This is a genomic window from Streptomyces sp. NPDC059037 (assembly GCF_042740015.1).
GTDB lineage: Bacteria > Actinomycetota > Actinomycetes > Streptomycetales > Streptomycetaceae > Streptomyces.
Genome location: NZ_JBHYIG010000162.1, coordinates 1 through 22016, shown reverse-complemented (window position 1 = coordinate 22016; position 22016 = coordinate 1). Strand labels below are relative to the sequence as shown.

The window sequence follows — 22016 nt, the reverse complement described above, 5'->3', positions numbered from 1 at the left end:
CAGCGCAAGTACGGTGCGATGCGGGGGCGTTCAGGTCACGGGGCGAGGCACGCGGCGCCCGGAACCTCGGCGGGGACGCCCGGGCTTGCCGGATCGACGAGCGAGGTGACGTCGCCGGCCGACTGCGCCACGCAGTCGACGGTCGCGACGGGGTCCGGGACGGCACTGGCGGGCACGGCGAGGACCCCCATCAGTGCGACGGCCCCGAGGATGACGGCGGCGGAACGGCGCATGGAAATCTCCTTCACTTCGGTGGAGTTGGAGTTGCTCACGGTCCGTCATTGGACCGGAGCACTCTGTGACTCCCCAGCGCTCGCGCCCGATAGGCCCCGCATCACCCGTACGTGGAAGAGGTAACGATCCGCCGCCTCAGGGCGTCACTCCGCCCCGCCTGAAGCGGCACACAAACCCGGTTGGACGCCGTCAGACCCCGGACGCGCTGACGTCGGCCGTCGCCCAATGGCACGCCACCTGTGTCTCGCCGGCGCCGGACAGCACCGGCAGATCCTCCGTCCGGCAGCGGTCCGCGACACCCGCCCGCTCTGCCTCGCCGGAGGCGAGCACCTGGCAGCGGGCGTGGAAACGGCAGCCGCCCGGGATGCGGGACGGGTCCGGCGGCTCGCCCGTGAGGACCACCGGATCGCCGGGGGCCTCCGGGAGGACCGACAACAGGGCCTGGGTGTACGGGTGTTGGGGCGAGGTCAGGACCTCCTCCACCGTGCCCGTCTCCACGATCCGGCCCAGGTACATCACCGCCACGCGGTCCGCGATGTTCCACGCGAGGCCCAGGTCGTGCGTCACCACCAGTGCGGAGAGCCCGAGTTCGTCGCGCAGGCGCAGCAGCAGGGCGAGGATCTCGCCGCGTACGGAGGCGTCGAGGGAGGCCACCGGCTCGTCCGCGACGATCAGTTCGGGCTCAAGGACCAGCGCACCCGCGATGACGACGCGCTGGCGCTGGCCGCCCGACAGCTCGTGCGGGTAGCGCAGGAAGAACCGCTCCGGCGGGCGCAGACCCGCCCGCGAGAGCGCGTCGGCGACCGCCGCCTGTTCGTCACCCCCGTACCCGTGGATGCGCAGCCCCTCGGCGACCGCCTCGTACACGGTGTGGCGGGGATTCAGGGAGCCGCTGGGATCCTGGAGCACCAGCTGGACGCGCTTGCGGTACGCCTTGAGCGCGCGGCCCGAGTAGTCGAGCGGCTTGCCGCCGAACGTCACCTTCCCGGAGGTCGGCGCCACCAGGCCGAGCAGCGAGCGGGCCAGCGTCGTCTTGCCGCAGCCCGACTCGCCGACCAGAGCGACGATCTCGGCGGGCTTGATGTCGAGGTCCACGCCGTCCACCGCGCGCGCGGGCGGCGCGCCGCGGCGGCCGGGGAACGTGATGTGCAGATCGCCCGCCGAAAGGAGGGGCTCGTCGGTGGTCATGCTGCGCCGCTCCTCGGTGCTGGGGGTCCCGGTCTCGGTCACGGTGTACGCTCCGCCGTCGCCGGCGCCGATGTCGGCTGCGCCGGGAGCTGGGAACCCGCGTGTACGCAGGCCGCCCGGTGCCGGGGGCCCGCGTCCCGCAGCACCTGGTCCTCCGTGTCGCAGGAGTCCAGGGCGACCGCGCAGCGCGGGTGGAACGTACAGCCCGTGGGGAGCGACGACGGGTCCGGCGGGTCGCCGGGCAGGCCGCGCGGCGCGAAGCGCGACGCCGTGTCGCCGATGCGCGGGAAGGCCGCCGAGAGGGCCTTTCCGTACGGGTGCTGGGCGTTCTCGTAGACCTCGGAGGCGGGGCCCTCCTCGACGACGCGGCCCGCGTACATCACCGCGAGCCGGTCGCAGGTGTCGGAGAGCACCGCGAGGTCATGGCTGATCATGATCAGGCCGAGGTCCTGCTCGGCCACCAACTGCTCGATCAGGCGCAGGATCTGAGCCTGGATCATCACATCGAGGGCCGTCGTCGGCTCGTCGGCGATGATCAGCCGGGGGTCGCAGGCGAGCGCCATCGCGATCATCACGCGCTGCCGCTGGCCGCCCGAAAGCTCGTGCGGATAGGCGTCCGCGCGGGCGGCCGGCAGACCCACGTGTTCGAGCAGCTCCCCGGCCTTCTTCTTCGCGCCCGCCGGGGTCGCCTTCTTGTGCAGCAGGATCGGCTCGGCGATCTGGTCGCCGATGCGGTGCACGGCGTTGAGGGAGTGCATCGCGCCCTGGAAGACGACCGATGCGCCCGCCCAGCGGACCGCTCGGACCTGGCCCCACTTCATGGTGAGGACGTCCTCGCCGTCGAGCAGCACCTCGCCGGTCACCTTCGTCCCCGCGGGCAGCAGCCGCAGCAGGGCGAGCGCGAGCGTGGACTTGCCGCATCCGGACTCGCCCGCGACGCCGAGCTTCTGGCCCGCGTCGACCGTGAGGTTCACACCGCGCACGGCGGCGGCCCCGGACGCGTACGTCACTTCGAGATTTCTTACGTCGAGGAGGCGCTGATCCGCCACCTTGGTCTCTGCCACCTTGGTCTCCGTCACCTTGTCCGATCCACTCAACGGGAGACCCCCAGCCTGGGGTTGAGCACGGACTCCACGGCGCGCCCGCACAGCGTGAACGCGAGGGCCACGACGGCGATGGCGAGTCCGGGCGGGGCCAGATACCACCAGTCGCCCGCGCTGACCGCGCCCGCCTCGCGCGCGTCCTGGAGCAGTCCGCCCCAGGAGACGACCGTCGGATCGCCGAGGCCGAGGAAGGCCAGGGTGGCCTCGGTGAGGATCGCGTTGGAGATGACGAGGGTGGTCTGCGCCAGGACGAGCGGCATGACGTTGGGCAGCACGTGCCGGCCCATGACGTGGCCGTGGCCGCCGCCTAGCGCCTGGGCGCGTTCGATGTACGGGCGCGACTCCACGGCCAGGGTCTGGGCGCGGACCAGACGCGCGGTCGTCGGCCAGGTCGTCACGCCGATCGCCAGGATGATCGTCCAGATGGACTTGGACATCACCGAGGCGAGCGCGATGGCGAGCACCAGCGTCGGCATCACCAGGAACCAGTCCGTGACGCGCATGATCACGGTGGCGTACCAGCCCTTGAAGTGCCCCGCGGTGATCCCCACGATCGTGCCGATGGCCACCGAGAGCACGGCGGCGAGCAGCCCGACGGTGAGCGAGATCCGCGCGCCCCACACCAGGAGCCCGAGCAGATCGCGCCCGAACTGGTCGGTGCCCAGGGGGAATTCGCCGCTCGGCGACTCCATGGGCTTGCCCGGAGCGTCGGTCACGCTCTGCGCGTCCGAGCCGACGAGGAGCGGCGCGAAGACGGCGACGAGCGCGAACACGACGAGTGCGGCCAGGCCGAAAAGACCGGCCCGGTGGGTGCGGTACGCGCGCCAGAAGCGGGCGGCGGAGTGGCGTCTGCGGGTCCAGGCGAGCGCCCGCGGGCTCTTGGCGACCGGGACGTCGGTCTTCGTTGCATCGGTCGTCATCGGCCCACCCTGGGGTCGAGCAGCGGATAGATCACGTCGGCCAGGGTGTTCATCAGGATCACCGCGGCGGCGAACACGAAGAACAGACCCTGCACAAGCGGCAGGTCGGGCACGCTCAGCGCGGAGTAGAAGAGCCCGCCGAGCCCCGGCCAGGAGAAGACGGTCTCGACGAGGATCGCGCCCGCCACCACGGTGCCCAGGTTCACGAACATCAGCGTGACCGTGGGCAGCATCGCGTTCGGGACGGCGTGCCGACGGCGTACGAGATCGTCCCGAAGCCCCTTGGCGCGGGCCGTCGTCAGATAGTCGCTGCCCATCTCGTCGAGCAGCGAGGAGCGCATCACGAGGAGCGTCTGCGCGTAGCCGACGGCGACGAGCGTGACGACGGGAAGCACCATGTGGTGCGCGACATCGATGACGTACGCGATGCCGGTCTCGCCGCCCGATTCGAGCCCGCCGGTCGGGAAGAGCCCCGGAATGGGACCAGCGCCCACCGAGAAGGTGATGATGAGAAGGAGCCCGAGCCAGAAGGACGGCACGGAGTAGAGGGTGAGCGCGAGGCCGGTGTGCACGCGGTCCCCGAGCCCGCCGTTGCGCCAGGCCGTGCGGGTGCCGAGCCAGACGCCGATGAGGGTGTAGAGGACGAACGCGGTGCCGGTGAGAAGCAGCGTCGCGGGCAGCGCGTCGGTGATCTTGTCGATCACCGGGGCGTGGAATTGGTACGAGGTGCCGAAGTCACCCGTCAGCGCGTTGCCGCAGTAGTCGAAGAACTGCGTCATGACCGGCTGGTCGAGGCCGAACTCCTTGCGCATCGCGGCCAGTTGCTCGGCCGACACGCGCTTTCCGCCCGTCATCTGCTTCACCGGGTCGCCCGGGATGAGACGGAACAGGAAGAAACTGGTGACGAGGACGGCGAACAGCGAGACGGCGGCGCCGCCCAGCTTGCCCGCCACGTACTGGAGATAGGCGCGGGTGTTGCGGGCCCGGGGGCCGCGGGCCGACGGCCCGGCGGGTGCCGGATCGTCGGTCGCCGCGGCGCCCTCGGTGTCGAGCAGTGCGGGATTGCTGTCAGCGGTCATGCGTTACTCGCGGTCCTCTGCGGTCGAACGGCGGCGCAGGGCGAACAGGACTCCACCGCCGACGAGCACCACCGCGGCGGCGGCGATACCGATGATGACACCGGTCGAGCTTCCATCCTTGGAGGAACTCTTCCCATCCGCGGGCACGGCGGACCACCAGCTCCAATATCCGTCCTGGCCGTAGATGTTGCCCGCGGCCGTCGGCATGGTGGTGATGGACTTGATCTGGTCCGTGCGGTAGGCCTCGACGGCGTTCGGGTACGCGAGCACGTTCATGTACCCGGAGTCGTAGAGCCAGGACTGCATTTCCTTGACGGTCTCGGCGCGCTTGGCCGGGTCGTAATCGGCCAGCTGCTTCGCGTAGAGGTCGTCGTACTTCTTGTTGCAGATGAAGTTGTCGGTGGCGGCGCTCTCCTTGGCCTTCTTCGGGAGCGCGGCACAGGTGTGGATGCCGAGCACGAAGTCCGGGTCGGGGTTGACGGACCAGCCGTCGAAGGCGAGGTCGTACTCACCCGCGTACCAGGGCACGGAGACGTCATCGAGGCAGTTGACCTTGAGCCCGATGCCGAGATCGCCCCACCACTCCTTCAGATACTTGCCCACGGCCTTGTCGTTCGGGTCCGTGGCATGGCACAGGATGCGCAGGTCGAGTGGCTTGCCGTCCTTGCCGACGCGCTTGCCGTCGCCGTTCTTCTTGTAGCCCGCGTCGTCGAGGAGCTGGGCCGCCTTCTTCGGGTCGTACGCCAGTTCCTGGTCGGCCGAGGGCTTCCAGGCGTAGTCGGAGAAACGCGGCGGAATGTAGCCCGCGCCCTCGACGGCCTGCCCCTGGAACACCTTGTCGACGAGCGCCTTGCGGTCGACGGAGAGGAACAGCGCCTGACGTACCTTCTGGTCGAGGAGGGCCGGATGGCCGTCGCCGAACTTCTTGCCGTCCAGGGTCTTGGCGCCCGGATTGGTGGCGATGGCGAAGAAGCGGCGTCCGGGCCCCTCGTTGACCTTGACGTTCTCTTCGTTCTTGAGGGAGGCGGCCTGCGCGGGCGTGAGCGCGGGCTGCCCGGCGACGAACGACACCTCGCCCTTCCTGAGGGCGGAGACGGCCGCGTCCTGGTCCTTGTACGTCTTGAAGACCAGCTCGTCGAACTTGGGCGCGCCGCGCCAGAAGTCCTTGTTGGCCTTGAGCTTCACGTACTGGTCGACCTTGTAGTCCGTCAGGATGAACGGGCCGTTGCCGACGACGGGGAAGTCCTTGTCGTTGTTGAACTTCGAGATGTCGTCGACCTTCTCCCAGACGTGCTTGGGAACGATCGGCACATCGAGCGCGGCCATCGTGGCCTGCGGCTCCTTCAACTCGATGACCAGCTTGGTGGGGCTGGGCGCGGTCACCTTCTTGAAGTTGGTGACGAAGTTGGAGTTCGAGGTGGCGGTGCCCTCCTTGGACATCACCTTGTTGAACGTCCACGCGGCGTCCTCGGCGGTCGCCTTCTTGCCGTCCGACCACTTGGAGTCGTCCCGGATGGTGTACGTCCAGGTCAGCTTGTCGGCGGAGGGCTTCCAGTCGGTGGCGAAGCCGTCGATCGCCTTGTTGTTCTTCGCGTCGTAGTTCGTCAGGTACTCGTACGTGAGGCGGTGGATGCTGGTGCTGAGCAGCCGCTGCGCGAGGAAGGGGCTGAGCGAGTCGACGCTCTGCGCCACCGCCACGGTCAGGGTCTTCTTGCCGTCGGCCTTGGCCTCCGCCTGCTGGGGCGCCGGGTTGAGCGGCGTCGCGAGGCCTGCGGTGAGGGTGAAGGCGGCGGCTGCGGATGCAAGGAGGATGCGGACCCTGCGGGGGTCGCGGGTGCGGCTCGTGCTCCGTGGTGGCGCCTTCGCCGGGGTGTGGGACCGAACTCTGCCGTGCTGATCTTGTGTGTCCATGGGTCGGTGACCTCGCGTCATCGCTCGCACAGGGATGGCTAGTTGATCAAGTAACGCCAGCTGGTTGATGTGTGTGTCTACCAGCGCCAGTCTGCGTCAGTCAACGGCAGGTGAACCCCATGTGGCCTGCGGAAATAACGAGTTGACCCGGATTTCATCCGCATTGGTCAAGACCTGTGAAGCGTGGCTGGTCGGGGGGTGGCGGTGGGGGGAGGGGCAGGTGGGGGGTGGTCGGTGGGGCGGTGGCCCTGGGGGCACCCGCGGCGGCCCCGCCTCCCCCCCCCGGCCGACCCCAGCGAGCCGCCCGCTTTTGTCCGCTGGCGTGGGCGGGTGTTCGGCGGGGGGTCGGGGTGCGTCGGCCTTCCTGGCTTTGGGCGGGTGTTCGGCGGGGTGGGGGCGCGTCGGCCTTCCTCGCTTTGGGGAGGCGTTCGGCGGGGTGGGGGCGCGTCGGCCTTCCTCGCTGTGGGCAGGCGTTCCGCAGGGCGGAACGGGTGGGCACAGCCCCAGCTGCCGGGTGGGCGATCAACGAGGCGGCTGGGAAACGGGGAGGGCCCGCACCGAGGAGCGGTGCGGGCCCAGTTGGGTCAAGTGAGGCTACTGCTGGGGAGGTTGCGGCGCGTCCGGCGCCTGGGGCTGGCCACCCGGCGGCACGGGCTGACCCGGCTGGAACGGGGCCCCGGGCTGGTACGGCTGACCCGGCTGCGGCGGCGCCTGCCCACCCTGCGGCTGGGCGGGCGGCAGCTGGCCCGGCTGCGGCTGGCCGGGCTGCGGCTGAGGCTGAGCCTGGTACGGCTGCCCCGGCCCCTGCGGCGGAGCCGCGTTCTGCCACCCCTGCGGGGCGCCCGGCTGCGGGTACGGCTGCTGTTGCGCCGGCGGCTGAGGCTGCACCGGCTGCTGCGGCTGAGGCTGTTGCGGAGCGTACGGCTGCTGCGGCTGAGGAGCCTGCCCCCCATAAGCCTGCTGCCCCGGCACGGGGTAACCCCCCTGCCCCTGCATCTGCCCCGGCATCGGCGGAGCCACGGTCGGCGGCGGATTCCCGTCCGAAGTCCACAGCCCCTGCTGCTGCTGGGCCCGCACGAAGTCCTCGGCCACCATCGCCGAGAGGTTGAAGTACGCCTCCCGCACCTTCGGCCGCATCATGTCGAGATCGACCTCCGCACCGGCGGCGAGGTGCTCGTCGAACGGAATGACGACAACGCCCCGGCACCGCGTCTCGAAGTGCGACACGATGTCATCGACCTTGATCATCTTTCCGGTCTCGCGCACTCCGGAGATGACGGTGAGGGACCGCGACACCAGATCGGCGTACCCATGGGCCGACAGCCAGTCCAGCGTCGTGGACGCGCTGCTGGCCCCGTCCACGGACGGAGTCGAGATGATGATGAGCTGGTCGGCGAGGTCGAGAACGCCCCGCATGGCGCTGTAGAGCAGCCCGGTGCCCGAGTCGGTCAGGATGATCGGGTACTGCTTCCCCAGTACGTCGATGGCGCGCCGATAGTCCTCGTCGTTGAAGGTGGTGGACACGGCCGGGTCGACGTCGTTGGCGATGATCTCGAGCCCGGACGCGGCCTGCGAGGTGAACCGCCGGATGTCCATGTACGAGTTGAGGTACGGGATCGCCTGGACGAGGTCACGGATGGTGGCCCCGGTCTCGCGCCGGACGCGGCGTCCGAGCGTACCGGCGTCGGGGTTGGCGTCGATCGCGAGGATCTTGTCCTGCCGCTCGGTGGCGAGCGTGGAGCCCAGCGCGGTGGTGGTGGTCGTCTTGCCGACGCCGCCCTTGAGGCTGATGACGGCGATGCGGTAGCAGGACAGCACCGGGGTCCGGATCAGCTCCAACTTCCGCTGCCGCTCGGCCTCTTCCTTCTTGCCGCCGAGCTTGAACCGCGAACCGCCGGACGCGGGCCGGCTGCTCTTCGCCTTCGGCTTGGTGTTGCGCAGCAGCCGGTCGGAGGACAGCTCGACGGCGGCCGTGTACCCGAGGGGCGCGCCGGGGTTGGTGCGCTCCCGCTGATCGTGCTGCACGGCCTGCGGCCAGGCGGCACCGGTACGGGGGTCGACGGGCGGCTGCGGCTGCTGCTGGCCGGGCTGCGGGGCCTGGGGCTGAGGCTGCTGCTGGGCCGGGAGCGGCTGCTGTGCCTGCGGCTGTACGGGGGCCTGGGGCTGAGCCGTTGCTTGCGGTACGGGCAGGTTGGGGGTGGGGTTCGGGTTGGCCGGGGCGGCGGGCTGCGGCTGTGCGCCGGCGGGCGGCAGCGGGTGCTGGGCCTGTGGCTGCTGTGCCTGCGGCGCGGGCGGCTGCGGGAACCCGTAACTGCCCTGTGGGGCAGGGGAGTTGGGGTTGGCGATGGGAGCGGGGGCACCCTGCTGCGGGAACCCGTAACTGCCCTGCTGAGCAGGGGCGACGGGCGCGGGAGCCGGGGCAGGTGCGGGATTCGGCGCAGGGGCAGGGGCCTGGGCCGCCGCCTGCGGGAATCCGTACCCGGCCGGCGGCACGGGCGAATCGGCGGCAGGTGCGGGCGCGGGAGCCGGAGCAGGCGCCGGCGAAACCGGAGCCGGAGCCGGAGCAGGAACCGGCGCACCGGCCTGCGGGAACCCATACCCACTCGGCGGCACGGGCGCATCGGCGGCAGGTGCGGGCGCGGGAGCCGGCGCAGGCGCAGGCGCTGGCGAAACCGGAGCAGGAGCGGGAGCAGGAACCGGCGCACCGGCCTGCGGGAACCCATACCCACTCGGCGGCACAGGAGCATCGGCAGCCGGAGCGTTCGCGGCCGGTGCCGGTGCCGGTGCCGGTGCCGAAGTTGGAGCCGGAGCCACGGGCCCGGTCGGCGCGGGCCAAGCGTGCGGCGCGGGCTGCGGAGCCTGCGGCTGCACGGGCGCGGGGGCCGGCGCGGCCTGCTGCGGAACCTGCGGCTGCACCGGCTCGGGAGCGGGCGCCGGCTCCGCGGGCGACTCGGCCTGCGCGGGACCCGGCCACTGGGGCGCGGAAGTAGGAGCGGCAGGCTGGAACGCGGGCGGCAGCGGCGGCAGCCCACCGTGCGGTGCGGGCGGGGGAGTCCAGGAGGGCGGCACCGAGTCCTGCACGTCGTCGACAGGCGCGACAGGCGCGGCGGGCGCGGCGTCCTGAGGAGCGGAGCCCTCAGGAGCGGCATCCTGCGGACCGGCATCCTGCGGACCGGCATCCTGCGGACCGGCATCCTCCGGAGCGGCGTCTTCAGGGACGACGCCCTTCGGGGCGGCATCCTCCGGAACGGCGTCGTTGATCTCGTCGGAGCCGTCGAGCCCGTCGACGTCATCGAGCCCCCCGACACCTACAAGGGCATCGGAATCGCCACGGTCACCGTCATCGGATACGCCACCATCGCCGGCCCCATCAACATCAAGGTCAAGGTCAATGGAGGGCGGAACAGAGTCGGACACCGCGTCCTCATCGCTGTCCTCGTCGCCACCACGGTCACCGAGATCCGCAACGGGCTCGACGACAGAAGAGGACTCATCCTCGGAGGGCGTCTCCTCCGCAGAAGCCTCCTCCTGTCCCTCAAGGTCGCCGCCATCACCTACGTCACCCGCATCCCCCTCAACCTCAACTTCAACGTCCTCGGAGGTCACGTCAGCGGACGCGGCGGGAGCCTCATCCGCCTCCGCGGCGGCGGCCCGCTCCTCGATCTCCCGCTTCAGGGCGACAGCGGAGAACCGCATGGTGGCGCCACTCTCAAGATCGCCACTGCCAAGGTCCTCGGAAACGGACTCATCCTCGGCCGGGGCCACAGGCCCAGGCGCAGTCTCAGGCTCGGCCTCAGGCTTCGGAACGACCCCAGTCACATGCACGGAAGAGGCCACACCGGCAACGGCACCACTCCAGTCGGCGGCACCCCCCGAGGGCGAGACACCGTCAGAAGAAGGTGCAGCGGGCTGCGGCTGGAACCCGCTCCCCACAGGCAGCTTCGGCACAGCAACAGGCGGCCCGACGGGCGGAACCGGAGCAGCAGACGGAGCGGAAGCGGCCAGCGGGGCTGAAGCGGCCGGGGGAGTGGAAGCAGCCGACGGAGCGGAAGCAGCCGGAGGCTCAGCAGCGGCCGGCGGCACCGACGGAGTCTCCCCCGCGCTGCCGGACGCATTCTGCGTGTACCAGGCGGGCGGGGCGTAGTCGATGGTGAACTCGCCCGTCGTCTCGGCAGCGGACTCCGCGTCGGACTGATCATCGACGGGTGAGTCCCAGCCCCCGCGGATCTCGTCCCGATCGCTGTTCACAATGCCTCCTGGTGTGGTCGAGCACCCTCGTGCCGTGGTGGGGGGCGACCGTTCCTGTCGTCCGATCCGCCGTGGCTCTCCCCGTGAGAGACGCGAACGACCCGCTCGCGGGTTCTGGCGTCGCGCCCTGTCCCAGCCTAATCACCAAAACCACCAGCACGGCAGGGCAGCCCACCCCACGAATGCTGTCCTTTGCGTCACGCTCCCCACAGGAGTGATTCCCCTGTCCGAAACTCTGGCGGACAAATCCCTCAACGAGCGACAACCAGCCACCAATTCACGAGGTCACCGACGCCACCCCACCGGTCGGTCCATCCTCCGTGCCGTACCCAACGATCCGGTCTCGGCATCCACGACCTGGGCCACCGCCCCGGGTCCCGCAGGCGCCTTGGGGCGGAGCACGGGGGAACTTCCCCTCTGTCGAGTGGCGTTGGCCCCGGCCGCCCCCCTCGCCGCATCACCGGCCTGCGCGCACACGTACGATCACTCGCTCCGCGCACCGACGGCCATCCCGCCTCCTCCCCCCCGCCACAGACGAAGACAAGGACCTCAAGACGTGAGCTTCGGCCCGCCTCCCTCTTCCTTCACTCAGTCCACGCTGGTGGCGGACAGGGCCCGCCGGAATCGACGGAAGCGGCTGTCCGGCGTCCTGGCGGTAGTCCTCGTCGCAGTGCTGTGCGCGGGCGGCTGGTTCCTGTGGTCCGGGAAGGGCGGCTCGGCGCCGGAGGGCGGCAAGCCGGACGCCGCGCCGCAAGGACGGCTCGACATCAGGGAGACGGTCGAGGAGCCATCCGCGACCACGAAGGGGCAGATGGCCTTCCGGTTCTCCGTCGATGACATGAGCCCTGGCGAGGAGTACGACATGCCGGGCACGTGGGCGACGGACAAGATCCTCGCCAAGGGCATCAACAGAACGCTGGTGGGCTTCAAGATCGGCAAGGACGTGACAACGGGCGAGGAGTCCTGGCGCACCCCACTCGCCGGTCCCATCTGCGGAGTCACCCGCCATGTGACCGTGGAGGGCCGTACGGCGGTGCTCCACAGGTCGAAGAACGATCCCGAGGCACCCTGCGACCAGGTGGCCTTCTTCGACATCGACACAGGTGAAAAGGTCTGGGACAAGCAGTTCCCGACGTCCAAGACGGTCTTCGGGCAGGATCCGACGAGCGTGTCGATGGCGCATGGCACCGTCGCCGTGACGTGGGGCAACGGCTCGACGGCGTACGACATGGACACGGGGAAGCGCCTGTGGAAGCAGGCCCGCGTCTCGGGCTGCGAGCACCGGGGCCTTGCGGGCGGGCGCGGTCTGCTCAGGCTGCTGGCCTGCGTCCACCCCAAGAACACGACGTATCAGGTGCAGAAGCTGAATCCGCTTACCGGCGACGCGAAGTGGACGTACCTGGTCGCCGGCGGGGTCAAGGGCGTCAATCTGCTGTCCGCCGATCCCGCGGTCATCGCTCCCGCCGCGGGCGACATCGAGGTGACGCACCTGATCTCCATCGACGACCGAGGCAAGCGACGCGCCACCATCGGGCTCGAAGGCGGTCATTACGTCGTCGATTGCACGACCGCGACGGGCTTCAACGCGGTCGACAGCTGCCCCTCGACGGTGGTCAGCGGCGATCAGGTCTTCGTCACGAGCCGTGAGGACCCGCACGGCGACATGGTCAACAACGCCAATCGCATCGTGTCGTTCGACCTCGCGACGGGCAAGACGGTCAAGAAGTTCGAATCGGGGCGTGACCAGTTGCTCTACCCCCTGCGGATGAGCGGTGACCAGCTCCTCGCCTACCGGGAGAGCAGCGACCACATCACACCCATGGGGGTGGTGAGCCTGGACCCACGGACCGGCAAGGAGGCCCCGTACTTCTTCTTCGGTCTACCCGTCGAAGGCTGGACGCTCGCCGATCTTGAACTGAGCGACGTCGTGGTCCAGAACGGACGGCTCTTCTTCGGCAGCAGGCACGCGACGGGGCCCAGTGCCGAGAAGAAGAAGGAATGGTCGTGGCTGGTCATCGGCGTCGAGGGCGCGAAGCGGTAGAACCACTCGGCTTCCGACGCAAGCGCAAGCGCGGCCGGGGGCTCGCGGTCACCCGGACTCGCGGTCACCCGAGTCTTCGGTCAGCCGGCGTCCCGGCCGCCATTGTGCGGCGCCCGCTCCAGATCGAATTCCCCGTCCCGCGCCCCGAGCACGAACGCCCGCCACTCCGCCTCGGTGTACCGAAGCACTGTCGCCGGCTCGACGGACGACCGCATGGCCACGGCGCCCGCAGGGAGGTACGCGATCTCGACCCGCTCCTCGTGCGTCTCGGTGCCCGGCGCGCTGTGCCATTCGACGTCGGAGATGTCCAGGGCGTAGAGCTCGTTCTTCTCGCGTTCCTTGCGGGCCTTCTCCTGGGCATCGGTCATAGTGGAACGGTCCCTTCGCGACGTACGTAAGAGCTGTGGGCCCACAGTACTGGGGTGCTCCGCCGCTGTTCGGGGGTTTGCCAAGCCCCTGTAAGCCGTCCGCGGACCGCCTGGTACCCTGTGTAACGGCCGTATGTGTACGCGCCCCCGGACCACCTCGAAGAGGACCTGGAGGCAGCGCCCAGCGGACCTCGCCTCCCGAGTAACGGAAGCTCCCCTGAGACTTAGACCAGGGGCACTCGGTGGCCACGTAAAGACTACGAGGAGTAAGCGTGTCGCTCGACGCCGCTACGAAGAAGCAGATCATGACCGAGTTCGGCCAGAAGGAGGGCGACACCGGCTCCCCCGAGGTCCAGGTCGCCATGCTCTCCCGCCGCATCTCGGACCTGACCGAGCACCTCAAGACCCACAAGCACGACCACCACTCCCGTCGTGGTCTGCTGATCCTGGTCGGTCAGCGCCGCCGTCTGCTGCAGTACCTGGCCAAGAAGGACATCCAGCGCTTCCGTGCGCTGGTGGACCGTCTGGGCATCCGTCGCGGTGCGGCGGGCGCGAAGTAAGACATCGTGAAGGGAGCGGTTCCCCACGCAAGAGGGGGCCGCTCCCTTTGCTGTATGCAAGCGTGCCGTACGTGATGTACGCATGCTCTACGTGCGAAGTGTCACCGGCCCTTTGTAGTCTGGTCGCACAACGTCATACGCACACCCATACCGGACTGGGCAGAATCGGACTGCACGGTTCAAAGACGTAACGGCGTCGCACGGAGCGACGAGACGACGTCACACGAACGAGGAGAAGCGCACCTCGAGGAACGCCGCCGCCGGTCCTCGGTAGTGGCCCCCGGGGTACGGCGAAAACTCGACCATCGAGCAATCGCGTACCGCCCGGGTGCTTCGATCGAAGACCGGCCCGCACCAGAAGGGCGCTTCTCCGCCACCGTCCCCGTGCCACACGGGCCAAGGGACGAAGACGAGGAGAAAACGCTAGTGGAGAACGAGACCCACTACGCCGAGGCTGTTATCGACAACGGCACTTTCGGCACCCGCACCATCCGCTTCGAGACGGGCCGCCTGGCCAAGCAGGCCGCAGGCTCCGCCGTGGCGTACCTGGACGACGACACCATGGTGCTGTCGGCCACCTCCGCTTCCAAGCGGCCCAAGGACCAGCTCGACTTCTTCCCCCTGACGGTGGACGTCGAGGAGCGGCAGTACGCCGCCGGCAAGATCCCCGGTTCGTTCTTCCGCCGTGAGGGCCGTCCCTCCGAGGACGCGGTCCTGACCTGCCGCCTGATCGACCGCCCGCTGCGTCCTTCCTTCAAGAAGGGCCTGCGCAACGAGATCCAGATCGTCGAGACGATCATGGCGCTCAACCCCGACCACCTGTACGACGTGGTCGCGATCAACGCCGCCTCCTGCTCCACGCAGCTGGCCGGCCTGCCCTTCTCGGGCCCGATCGGCGGCACGCGCGTGGCGCTCATCAAGGGCCAGTGGGTCGCCTTCCCGACGCACACCGAGCTCGAGGACGCCGTCTTCGACATGGTCGTCGCCGGTCGCGTCCTCGAGGACGGCGACGTCGCGATCATGATGGTCGAGGCCGAGGCCACCGAGAAGACCATCGAGCTCGTCAAGGGCGGCGCCGAGGCGCCGACCGAAGAGGTCGTGGCCGCCGGTCTCGAGGCCGCGAAGCCCTTCATCAAGGTCCTGTGCAAGGCCCAGTCGGACCTCGCCGCCAAGGCCGCCAAGCCCACCGGCGAGTTCCCGGTCTTCCTGGACTACGAGGACGACGTCCTGGAGGCGCTCACCGCCGCCGTGAAGTCGGAGCTCTCCCAGGCGCTGACCATCGCCGGCAAGCAGGAGCGCGAGGCCGAGCTGGACCGCGTCAAGGAGATCGCCGCCGAGAAGCTGCTCCCGCAGTTCGAGGGCCGCGAGAAGGAGATCTCCGGTGCCTACCGCGCGCTGACCAAGAAGCTGGTCCGCGAGCGCGTCATCAAGGACAAGGTCCGCATCGACGGCCGTGGCGTCACGGACATCCGTACGCTCGCCGCCGAGGTCGAGGCCATCCCGCGCGTGCACGGTTCGGCGCTGTTCGAGCGTGGCGAGACCCAGATCCTGGGCGTCACCACCCTCAACATGCTCCGCATGGAGCAGCAGCTCGACACCCTTTCCCCGGTGACGCGCAAGCGCTACATGCACAACTACAACTTCCCGCCCTACTCGGTCGGCGAGACGGGCCGCGTCGGTTCGCCCAAGCGCCGCGAGATCGGCCACGGCGCGCTCGCCGAGCGCGCGATCGTGCCGGTCCTGCCGTCGCGCGAGGAGTTCCCGTACGCGATCCGTCAGGTCTCCGAGGCCCTCGGGTCGAACGGCTCGACGTCCATGGGCTCGGTCTGCGCCTCGACGATGTCGCTGCTGAACGCCGGTGTGCCGCTGAAGGCCGCCGTCGCCGGTATCGCCATGGGTCTGATCTCCCAGGAGATCGACGGCCAGACGCACTACGTCGCCCTCACCGACATCCTCGGTGCGGAGGACGCGTTCGGTGACATGGACTTCAAGGTCGCCGGTACGAAGCAGTTCGTGACCGCGCTGCAGCTCGACACCAAGCTCGACGGCATCCCCGCCTCGGTCCTGGCCGCCGCGCTGAAGCAGGCCCGTGACGCGCGTCTGCACATCCTCGACGTGATGAACGAGGCGATCGACGTTCCGGACGAGATGTCCCCGAACGCGCCGCGCATCATCACGGTCAAGATCCCGGTGGACAAGATCGGTGAGGTCATCGGCCCGAAGGGCAAGATGATCAACCAGATCCAGGAGGACACCGGCGCCGACATCACGATCGAGGACGACGGCACCATCTACATCGGTGCCGCCGACGGACCGGCCGCCGAGGCCGCCCGCGCCACGATCAACGGCATCGCCAACCCGACCATGCCGGAGGTCGGCGAGCGCTACCTGGGCACGGTCGTCAAGACGACCACCTTCGGTGCGTTCGTGTCCCTGCTCCCGGGCAAGGACGGTCTGCTGCACATCTCGCAGATCCGCAAGCTCGCCGGCGGCAAGCGCGTGGAGAACGTCGAGGACGTCCTCGGTGTGGGCCAGAAGGTCCAGGTCGAGATCGCCGAGATCGACTCCCGCGGCAAGCTCTCCCTCATCCCCGTCATCGAGGGCGAAGAGGGCGACGACCAGAAGGACGACACCGACAAGTGACGTCGCGTAGCACCACGACGACGGCCCGCCCCTCTTCGGAGGGGCGGGCCGTCGCCCGTACCCAAACCCTCCTCAAGGGCAAGGACGGCATCGGCACGGTCCGCCGTACGACGCTTCCGGGCGGCCTCCGCGTCGTCACCGAGACCCTGCCATCCGTACGCTCGGCGACCTTCGGGATCTGGGCGAACGTCGGCTCCCGCGACGAGACGCCGTCCCTGAACGGCGCCACGCACTACTTGGAGCACCTGCTCTTCAAGGGCACCAAGAAGCGCAGCGCGCTCGACATCTCGGCCGCGCTCGACGCGGTCGGCGGCGAGATGAACGCCTTCACGGCGAAGGAGTACACGTGCTACTACGCGCGCGTGCTCGACACCGACCTGCCGCTGGCCATCGACGTCGTCTGCGACATGCTGACGGGCTCCCTGATCCTCCAGGAGGACGTCGACGCCGAACGCGGCGTCATCCTCGAAGAGATCGCGATGACCGAGGACGACCCGGGCGACTGCGTGCACGACCTGTTCGCGCACACGATGCTCGGCGACACCCCCCTCGGCCGCCCGGTCCTCGGCACCGAGGAGACGATCAACGCCCTCACCGCCGACCGGATCCGCCGCTTCTACAAGAAGCACTACGACCCCACCCGCCTGGTGGTCGCAGCCGCGGGCAACGTCGACCACAACAAGGTCGTACGCCAGGTCCGCGCCGCCTTCGAGAAGGCGGGCGCCCTCCACCGCACCGACGCGACGCCGGTCATCCCGCGCCAGGGCTCCCGCGCGCTGCGCACGGCGGGCCGCGTCGAGGTCATCAACCGCAAGACCGAGCAGGCCCACGTCATCCTCGGCATGCCGGGCCTGGCCCGCACCGACGAGCGCCGCTGGGCCCTCGGGGTCCTGAACACCGCACTCGGCGGCGGCATGTCGTCCCGCCTCTTCCAGGAAGTCAGGGAGAAGCGCGGCCTTGCGTACAGCGTGTACTCGTACACGTCGGGCTTCGCCGACACCGGCCTCTTCGGCGTGTACGCGGGCTGCCGCCCGAGCCAGGTGCACGACGTACTGAAGATCTGCCGCGACGAACTCGACCAGGTCGCGCAGAACGGCCTGAGCGACGACGAGATCGGCCGCGCGATCGGCCAGCTCGCGGGCTCCACCGTCCTCGGCCTCGAGGACACCGGCGCGCTGATGAACCGCATCGGCAAGAGCGAGCTGTGCTGGGGCGAGCAGATGTCGGTCGACGACATGCTGGCCAAGATCGCGGCGGTCACCCCGGACGAGGTCCGTGAGGTCGCCCGCGACGTCCTGGGCCACCGCCCGTCGCTGTCGGCCATCGGCCCGCTGAAGGACAAGCAGGCCGCCCGCCTGCACGAAGCGGTCTCCTAACCCCCTTAACTCCCTTAAGGAATCAGGCACATGAGCAAGTTGCGCGTGGCGGTCATCGGGGCCAAGGGCCGGATCGGCTCCGAGGCCGTGCGAGCCGTCGAAGCCGCCGAGGACCTGGAACTGGTCGCGGCACTCGGCCGCGGCGACCAGTTGGAGACGCTGGTGGAGACCGGCGCCCAGGCCGTGGTCGAACTGACCCACCCCGAATCGGTGATGGGCAATCTCGAGTTCTGCGTACGCCATGGAATCCACTCCGTGGTCGGTACGACGGGCTGGACCGACGACCGCCTCGCGCAGCTGAACACGTGGCTGGCCGCGTCCCCCGAGACGGGCGTCCTGATCGCACCGAACTTCTCCATCGGCGCGGTCCTCACCATGAAGTTCGCGCAGATCGCCGCGCCGTACTTCGAGTCCGTCGAGGTCGTCGAGCTGCACCACCCGAACAAGGCCGACGCCCCCAGCGGCACGGCCCAGCGCACCGCCCAGCTCATCGCGGCGGCGCGCGCGGAGGCGGGCAGCGCCCCGCAGCCGGATGCCACGGTGACGGCGCTCGACGGTGCCCGCGGCGCGGACGTCGACGGCGTTCCGGTGCACTCCGTGCGGCTGCGCGGCCTCCTGGCCCACCAGGAGGTCCTGCTCGGCGGCGAGGGCGAGACCCTCACCATCCGGCACGACTCGCTGCACCACAGCAGCTTCATGCCGGGCATCCTGCTCGGCGTACGCCGTGTGGTGAACACTCCGGGCCTCACGTTCGGCCTGGAACACTTCCTTGACCTGAACTGACCTGAACTGACGCGAGCTGAACCGAGTTGAACTGACCGTCATGCGAGCAAAGATCACCTACGCCGTCACGGCTGCCGTCCTGGTCGTCTATTTCGTCCTGGTCGGCAGCCGCGGCGTGCTCCTGATAAAGCACGGCACCGCGCTCACCGTCACCTTCGGTGTCGCGGTCCTGATCCTGCCGGTCATCGGCGTCTGGTTCCTCTGGAAGAACACCCAGTTCGTCCAGCGCGCCAACCGTCTGGCCGCCGCCCTTGAGGCCGAAGGCGGCCTCCCCGTCGACGAGTTGAAGCGCACCCCGGGCGGTCGCATCGACCGAGACTCGGCCGACGAGGTCTTCGCCAGGCGCAAGGCCGAGACGGAGGACTCACCGGACGACTGGCGCTGCTGGTTCCGCCTCGCCGTCGCCTACCACGACGCCCGGGACACGCCCCGCGCCCGCAAGGCGATGCAGCGCGCGATCGCCCTCCACGCGGGCAGGCCTGTCAGCGCCTAGCTCTCAGGCGGTGCGGCGGTACTCGTCGGCCCACACCTCGATGGAGTCGGCCGCCCGGTCGAACGCCTCGTGCCGGGCGAGGAAGTCGGCGTTGCGGTCGGTGAGCAACGGCGCCTGCCCGTCGGCCTGCTGATCACGGCGTACGAGCACGAGTGCCTGCCCCTGCACGGTGCGGGGCAGCCCCATCCACCGCACGGGCTGCTGGGTCGTACGCACCGTCACGACCTGCTCCCACGGCACGGTCTGCGTCGTCAGGAAGGCCACGCGGCGCAGCCCGTGCGCGCTCACCCACGTGCCCATCCGCAGCAGCCGCAGCGCGCTCGCGATGATGGCCGCCGCGAGCCCCGCACAGACCGCCGCCCCCGCGAGGGAGTCGGCGAACGCGATGATCACGGCGGCGACCAGGACGTACGAGGCGAGCAGCAGAAGCAGCGCCGCGGCCCCCACCCGCCACGGTCCCGGCCGGTAGGGACGCCGCCAGTGGTCGCGATCGTCGAACGGCAGGGCGGCGTCTTCCGCTGCCTCGTCAAAGGCGCGGTCCGCCGTCAGGAAGGGCAGGGGCACGACTGATCCTCACTCAATCCACGCATGGGCTGTGCCCGGTGAGGCTACCGAGCCCCGCTGTCGCCAGCCACCCTTGGGGGTCCGGATGAGTCAGGGGTCGCCGCCCCCCGTCAGCGGCCGTCGGAGGCTTCCGACTGCTGGTTCTGCGCCGGCGACTGGTCGGGCGACAGGGCGGGCATGCCGAACAGCATGGAACCCACGAGGCCTGCGACGACGACCAGCCCGACCAGGGTGCGGCCCACGATCTGACTGGCCGTGGCGCGCTCAGGAGGCGGGGGAGTGACATTACTGCGGAACTTGTCGGCTTCGGCGATGAAGGCGAACGGAACGGGCTCGCGCCGACGGAACATGGTTTGCGCTTCTCCTCACACGGATCACACACGGGGCTCACGTGAATCGAACGTGACTCTGTTGACTAGACAGACGCTCGAATCGCCCAAAAGGTGCCCTGTTTCGGCAAATTGGTCGAAGAATGTCGTAGCGGGTCACCGAGGGACCGATTGTCGGTGCCGGGCCATAGAGTGGGCGCCGCCCGAGTGATGCACATGGAAGGACCCCGCCAGTGAGCGAGACCCCCACCGAAGACCTCAAGCCCAGCTTCCGCAGCGAGGTCACCGTCGAGCTGGTGAAGCACGCCGCGACCGACTCCGACGTCCTGTGGGCCGCACGCGTCTCGACTGCCGGCGAGCAGTCCCTCGAGGAGCTCCAGAAGGACCCGGAGCGCTCCAAGGGGCTGATCAACTACCTGATGCGGGACCGCCACGGCAGCCCCTTCGAGCACAACTCGATGACGTTCTTCATCAGCGCACCGATCTTCGTCTTCCGCGAGTTCATGCGGCACCGCGTGGGCTGGTCGTACAACGAAGAGTCGGGTCGCTACAGGGAGCTCCAGCCGACGTTCTACGTCCCGGACGCCTCCCGCAAGCTGGTCCAGGAGGGCCGCCCCGGCAAGTACGTCTTCGTCGAGGGCACCCAGGCCCAGCAGGAGCTCACGGGCCGCGTCATGGAGGACTCCTACCGCCAGGCGTACGAGGCGTATCAGCAGATGCTCGCCGCGGGTGTCGCCCGCGAAGTCGCCCGCGCGGTCCTGCCGGTCGGCCTGTTCTCGTCGATGTACGCGACGTGCAACGCCCGTTCCCTGATGCACTTCCTCGGCCTGCGCACCCAGCACGAGCTCGCCAAGGTCCCGTCCTTCCCGCAGCGGGAGATCGAGATGGTCGGCGAGAAGATGGAGGAGCAGTGGGCCCGGCTGATGCCGCTCACCCACGCGGCCTTCAACAAGAACGGGCGTGTGGCTCCGTAAGGCACTGATGTACGGATGAGCCGAGCGAGGTGTCCGTATTGCGGCATTTCGAGAAGTTCATCTAGCCTGATCAAACGGACCCGGCACTGCTTGAACCCCCGAGCAGGCAGTGCCGGGCTCCTCACTTGTCAGGTCCGCACACATCCCCCGAGGGGGGACCACGCGCTGAGCAGCGAGTAGCGTGTTACCCATGGCTCCGACCTCCACTCCGCAGACCCCCTTCGGGAGGGTCCTCACCGCCATGGTCACGCCCTTTACGGCGGACGGCGCACTTGACCTCGACGGCGCGCAGCGGCTCGCCGCCCACCTGGTGGACGCAGGCAATGACGGCCTGGTCATCAACGGCACCACCGGCGAGTCGCCGACCACCAGCAATGCGGAGAAAGCCGAGCTCGTACGAGCCGTAGTCGAAGCCGTCGGAGACCGCGCCCACGTCGTCGCGGGCGTCGGCACGAACGACACGCGCCACAGCATCGAGCTCGCCCGCGACGCCGAGCGGGTCGGCGCGAACGGCCTCCTCACGGTCACGCCGTACTACAACAAGCCCCCGCAGGAAGGCCTGCTCCGGCACTTCACGGCGATCGCGGACAGCACCGACCTGCCGGTCATGCTCTACGACATCCCGGGACGCAGCGGCGTACCGATCAACACCGAGACGATCGTCCGCCTCGCCGAGCACCCCCGGATCGTCGCCAACAAGGACGCCAAGGGCGACCTCGGCCGCGCCAGCTGGGCCATCGCCCGCTCCGGCCTCGCCTGGTACTCCGGCGACGACATGCTCAACCTCCCGCTGCTCTCCGTCGGCGCCTGCGGCTTCGTCTCCGTCGTCAGCCACGTCGTCACCCCGGAACTGCGCGCGATGATCGACGCGTACTCCACGGGTGACGTGCAGAAGGCCACCGAGATCCACCAGAAGCTGCTCCCGGTCTTCACGGGCATGTTCCGTACGCAGGGCGTGATCACCACCAAGGCGGCGCTCACCCTGCAGGGCCGTCCCGCGGGCCCGCTGCGGCTGCCCCTCGTCGAGCTGTCCCCCGACGAGACGGCCCAGCTCAAGATCGACCTCGCCGCGGGCGGGGTACAGCTCTAACCACAGACTTCACAACTGAATACGCGAAACACCGCAGGACACAGCTCCTGCACCCACACCAAACAACTGCTACTGCACGAACGTCATGCGCGCCACGTGCCCTGGAGGTACG

Annotated in this window: 18 protein-coding genes; 8 read left to right on the top strand and 10 right to left on the bottom strand. The window is 69.4% G+C overall.

Translation table 11 applies throughout. The annotated features are described in order from the left end of the window. Positions 1 to 35 precede the first annotated feature (35 nt). The 7 genes from ACFWY6_RS28375 to ACFWY6_RS28345 form a co-directional block, all read right to left on the bottom strand. Positions 36 to 233: a hypothetical protein gene (locus tag ACFWY6_RS28375; RefSeq protein ID WP_384695991.1), complete on the bottom strand. Its 198-nt coding sequence runs from the start codon at positions 231 to 233 to the stop codon at positions 36 to 38. Between the two features lie 190 nt (positions 234 to 423). Next, a complete protein-coding gene (locus ACFWY6_RS28370; RefSeq protein ID WP_384695994.1) occupies positions 424 to 1422 on the bottom strand; it encodes an oligopeptide/dipeptide ABC transporter ATP-binding protein in 999 nt (332 codons plus the stop codon). 38 nt (positions 1423 to 1460) lie between these two features. Then, positions 1461 to 2627, bottom strand: coding sequence for an ABC transporter ATP-binding protein (locus ACFWY6_RS28365; RefSeq protein ID WP_384695988.1), 1167 nt, complete (start codon positions 2625 to 2627; stop codon positions 1461 to 1463). Next, a complete protein-coding gene (locus ACFWY6_RS28360; protein WP_384695985.1) occupies positions 2516 to 3445 on the bottom strand; it encodes an ABC transporter permease in 930 nt (309 codons plus the stop codon). The genes ACFWY6_RS28365 and ACFWY6_RS28360 overlap by 112 nt, the downstream gene beginning before the upstream one ends. After that, positions 3442 to 4524, bottom strand: coding sequence for an ABC transporter permease (locus tag ACFWY6_RS28355; RefSeq protein ID WP_361826362.1), 1083 nt, complete (start codon positions 4522 to 4524; stop codon positions 3442 to 3444). The genes ACFWY6_RS28360 and ACFWY6_RS28355 overlap by 4 nt, the downstream gene beginning before the upstream one ends. Before the next feature lie 3 nt (positions 4525 to 4527). Further along, the gene (locus ACFWY6_RS28350) at positions 4528 to 6435 is read right to left on the bottom strand and encodes an ABC transporter substrate-binding protein (RefSeq protein ID WP_384695982.1); all 1908 of its coding nucleotides are present in this window, start codon (positions 6433 to 6435) and stop codon (positions 4528 to 4530) included. 594 nt (positions 6436 to 7029) lie between these two features. After that, positions 7030 to 10683: an SCO5717 family growth-regulating ATPase gene (locus ACFWY6_RS28345; RefSeq protein WP_384695979.1), complete on the bottom strand. Its 3654-nt coding sequence runs from the start codon at positions 10681 to 10683 to the stop codon at positions 7030 to 7032. A 556-nt stretch (positions 10684 to 11239) separates the two neighbouring features. Here ACFWY6_RS28345 and ACFWY6_RS28340 point away from each other — a divergent pair. Further along, positions 11240 to 12724: a PQQ-binding-like beta-propeller repeat protein gene (locus ACFWY6_RS28340; RefSeq protein WP_384695976.1), complete on the top strand. Its 1485-nt coding sequence runs from the start codon at positions 11240 to 11242 to the stop codon at positions 12722 to 12724. Between the two features lie 80 nt (positions 12725 to 12804). Here ACFWY6_RS28340 and ACFWY6_RS28335 read toward each other — a convergent pair whose 3' ends face one another. Further along, positions 12805 to 13092, bottom strand: a complete 288-nt coding sequence (locus ACFWY6_RS28335) for a DUF397 domain-containing protein (protein WP_384695973.1) — start codon at positions 13090 to 13092, stop codon at positions 12805 to 12807. Positions 13093 to 13364: 272 nt separating this feature from the next. Between ACFWY6_RS28335 and rpsO the strand changes: the two genes are divergently transcribed. The 5 genes from rpsO (at position 13365) to ACFWY6_RS28310 (ending at position 18947) form a co-directional block, all read left to right on the top strand. Continuing rightward, positions 13365 to 13652: a 30S ribosomal protein S15 gene (gene rpsO, locus ACFWY6_RS28330; protein WP_007385095.1), complete on the top strand. Its 288-nt coding sequence runs from the start codon at positions 13365 to 13367 to the stop codon at positions 13650 to 13652. A gap of 426 nt (positions 13653 to 14078) precedes the next feature. Further along, on the top strand, positions 14079 to 16295 hold the full coding sequence (locus tag ACFWY6_RS28325) for a polyribonucleotide nucleotidyltransferase (protein WP_384695969.1): 2217 nt from the start codon (positions 14079 to 14081) through the stop codon (positions 16293 to 16295). Beyond that, positions 16292 to 17671: a M16 family metallopeptidase gene (locus ACFWY6_RS28320; protein WP_384695966.1), complete on the top strand. Its 1380-nt coding sequence runs from the start codon at positions 16292 to 16294 to the stop codon at positions 17669 to 17671. Before ACFWY6_RS28325 ends, ACFWY6_RS28320 begins: the two co-directional genes overlap by 4 nt. Positions 17672 to 17701: 30 nt before the next feature. Then, entirely contained in the window at positions 17702 to 18454 is a 753-nt protein-coding gene (gene dapB, locus ACFWY6_RS28315) for a 4-hydroxy-tetrahydrodipicolinate reductase (RefSeq protein WP_384695963.1), read from the top strand. Between the two features lie 40 nt (positions 18455 to 18494). Further along, positions 18495 to 18947, top strand: a complete 453-nt coding sequence (locus tag ACFWY6_RS28310) for a hypothetical protein (protein WP_384695960.1) — start codon at positions 18495 to 18497, stop codon at positions 18945 to 18947. 3 nt (positions 18948 to 18950) lie between these two features. Here ACFWY6_RS28310 and ACFWY6_RS28305 read toward each other — a convergent pair whose 3' ends face one another. Both ACFWY6_RS28305 and ACFWY6_RS28300 read right to left on the bottom strand, forming a co-directional pair. After that, positions 18951 to 19511 carry a PH domain-containing protein gene (locus ACFWY6_RS28305; protein ID WP_384695957.1) on the bottom strand — a complete coding sequence of 187 codons (561 nt, stop codon included), beginning with the start codon at positions 19509 to 19511 and terminating at the stop codon, positions 18951 to 18953. Positions 19512 to 19621: 110 nt separating this feature from the next. Next, positions 19622 to 19861: a hypothetical protein gene (locus tag ACFWY6_RS28300; protein WP_384695954.1), complete on the bottom strand. Its 240-nt coding sequence runs from the start codon at positions 19859 to 19861 to the stop codon at positions 19622 to 19624. A 212-nt stretch (positions 19862 to 20073) separates the two neighbouring features. On the opposite strand from ACFWY6_RS28300, the gene thyX reads away from it, so the two are divergent. Further along, positions 20074 to 20814: an FAD-dependent thymidylate synthase gene (gene thyX / locus ACFWY6_RS28295; protein WP_360780723.1), complete on the top strand. Its 741-nt coding sequence runs from the start codon at positions 20074 to 20076 to the stop codon at positions 20812 to 20814. A gap of 190 nt (positions 20815 to 21004) precedes the next feature. Continuing rightward, positions 21005 to 21904, top strand: a complete 900-nt coding sequence (dapA, locus tag ACFWY6_RS28290) for a 4-hydroxy-tetrahydrodipicolinate synthase (protein ID WP_384695951.1) — start codon at positions 21005 to 21007, stop codon at positions 21902 to 21904. Positions 21905 to 22016 lie beyond the last annotated feature (112 nt).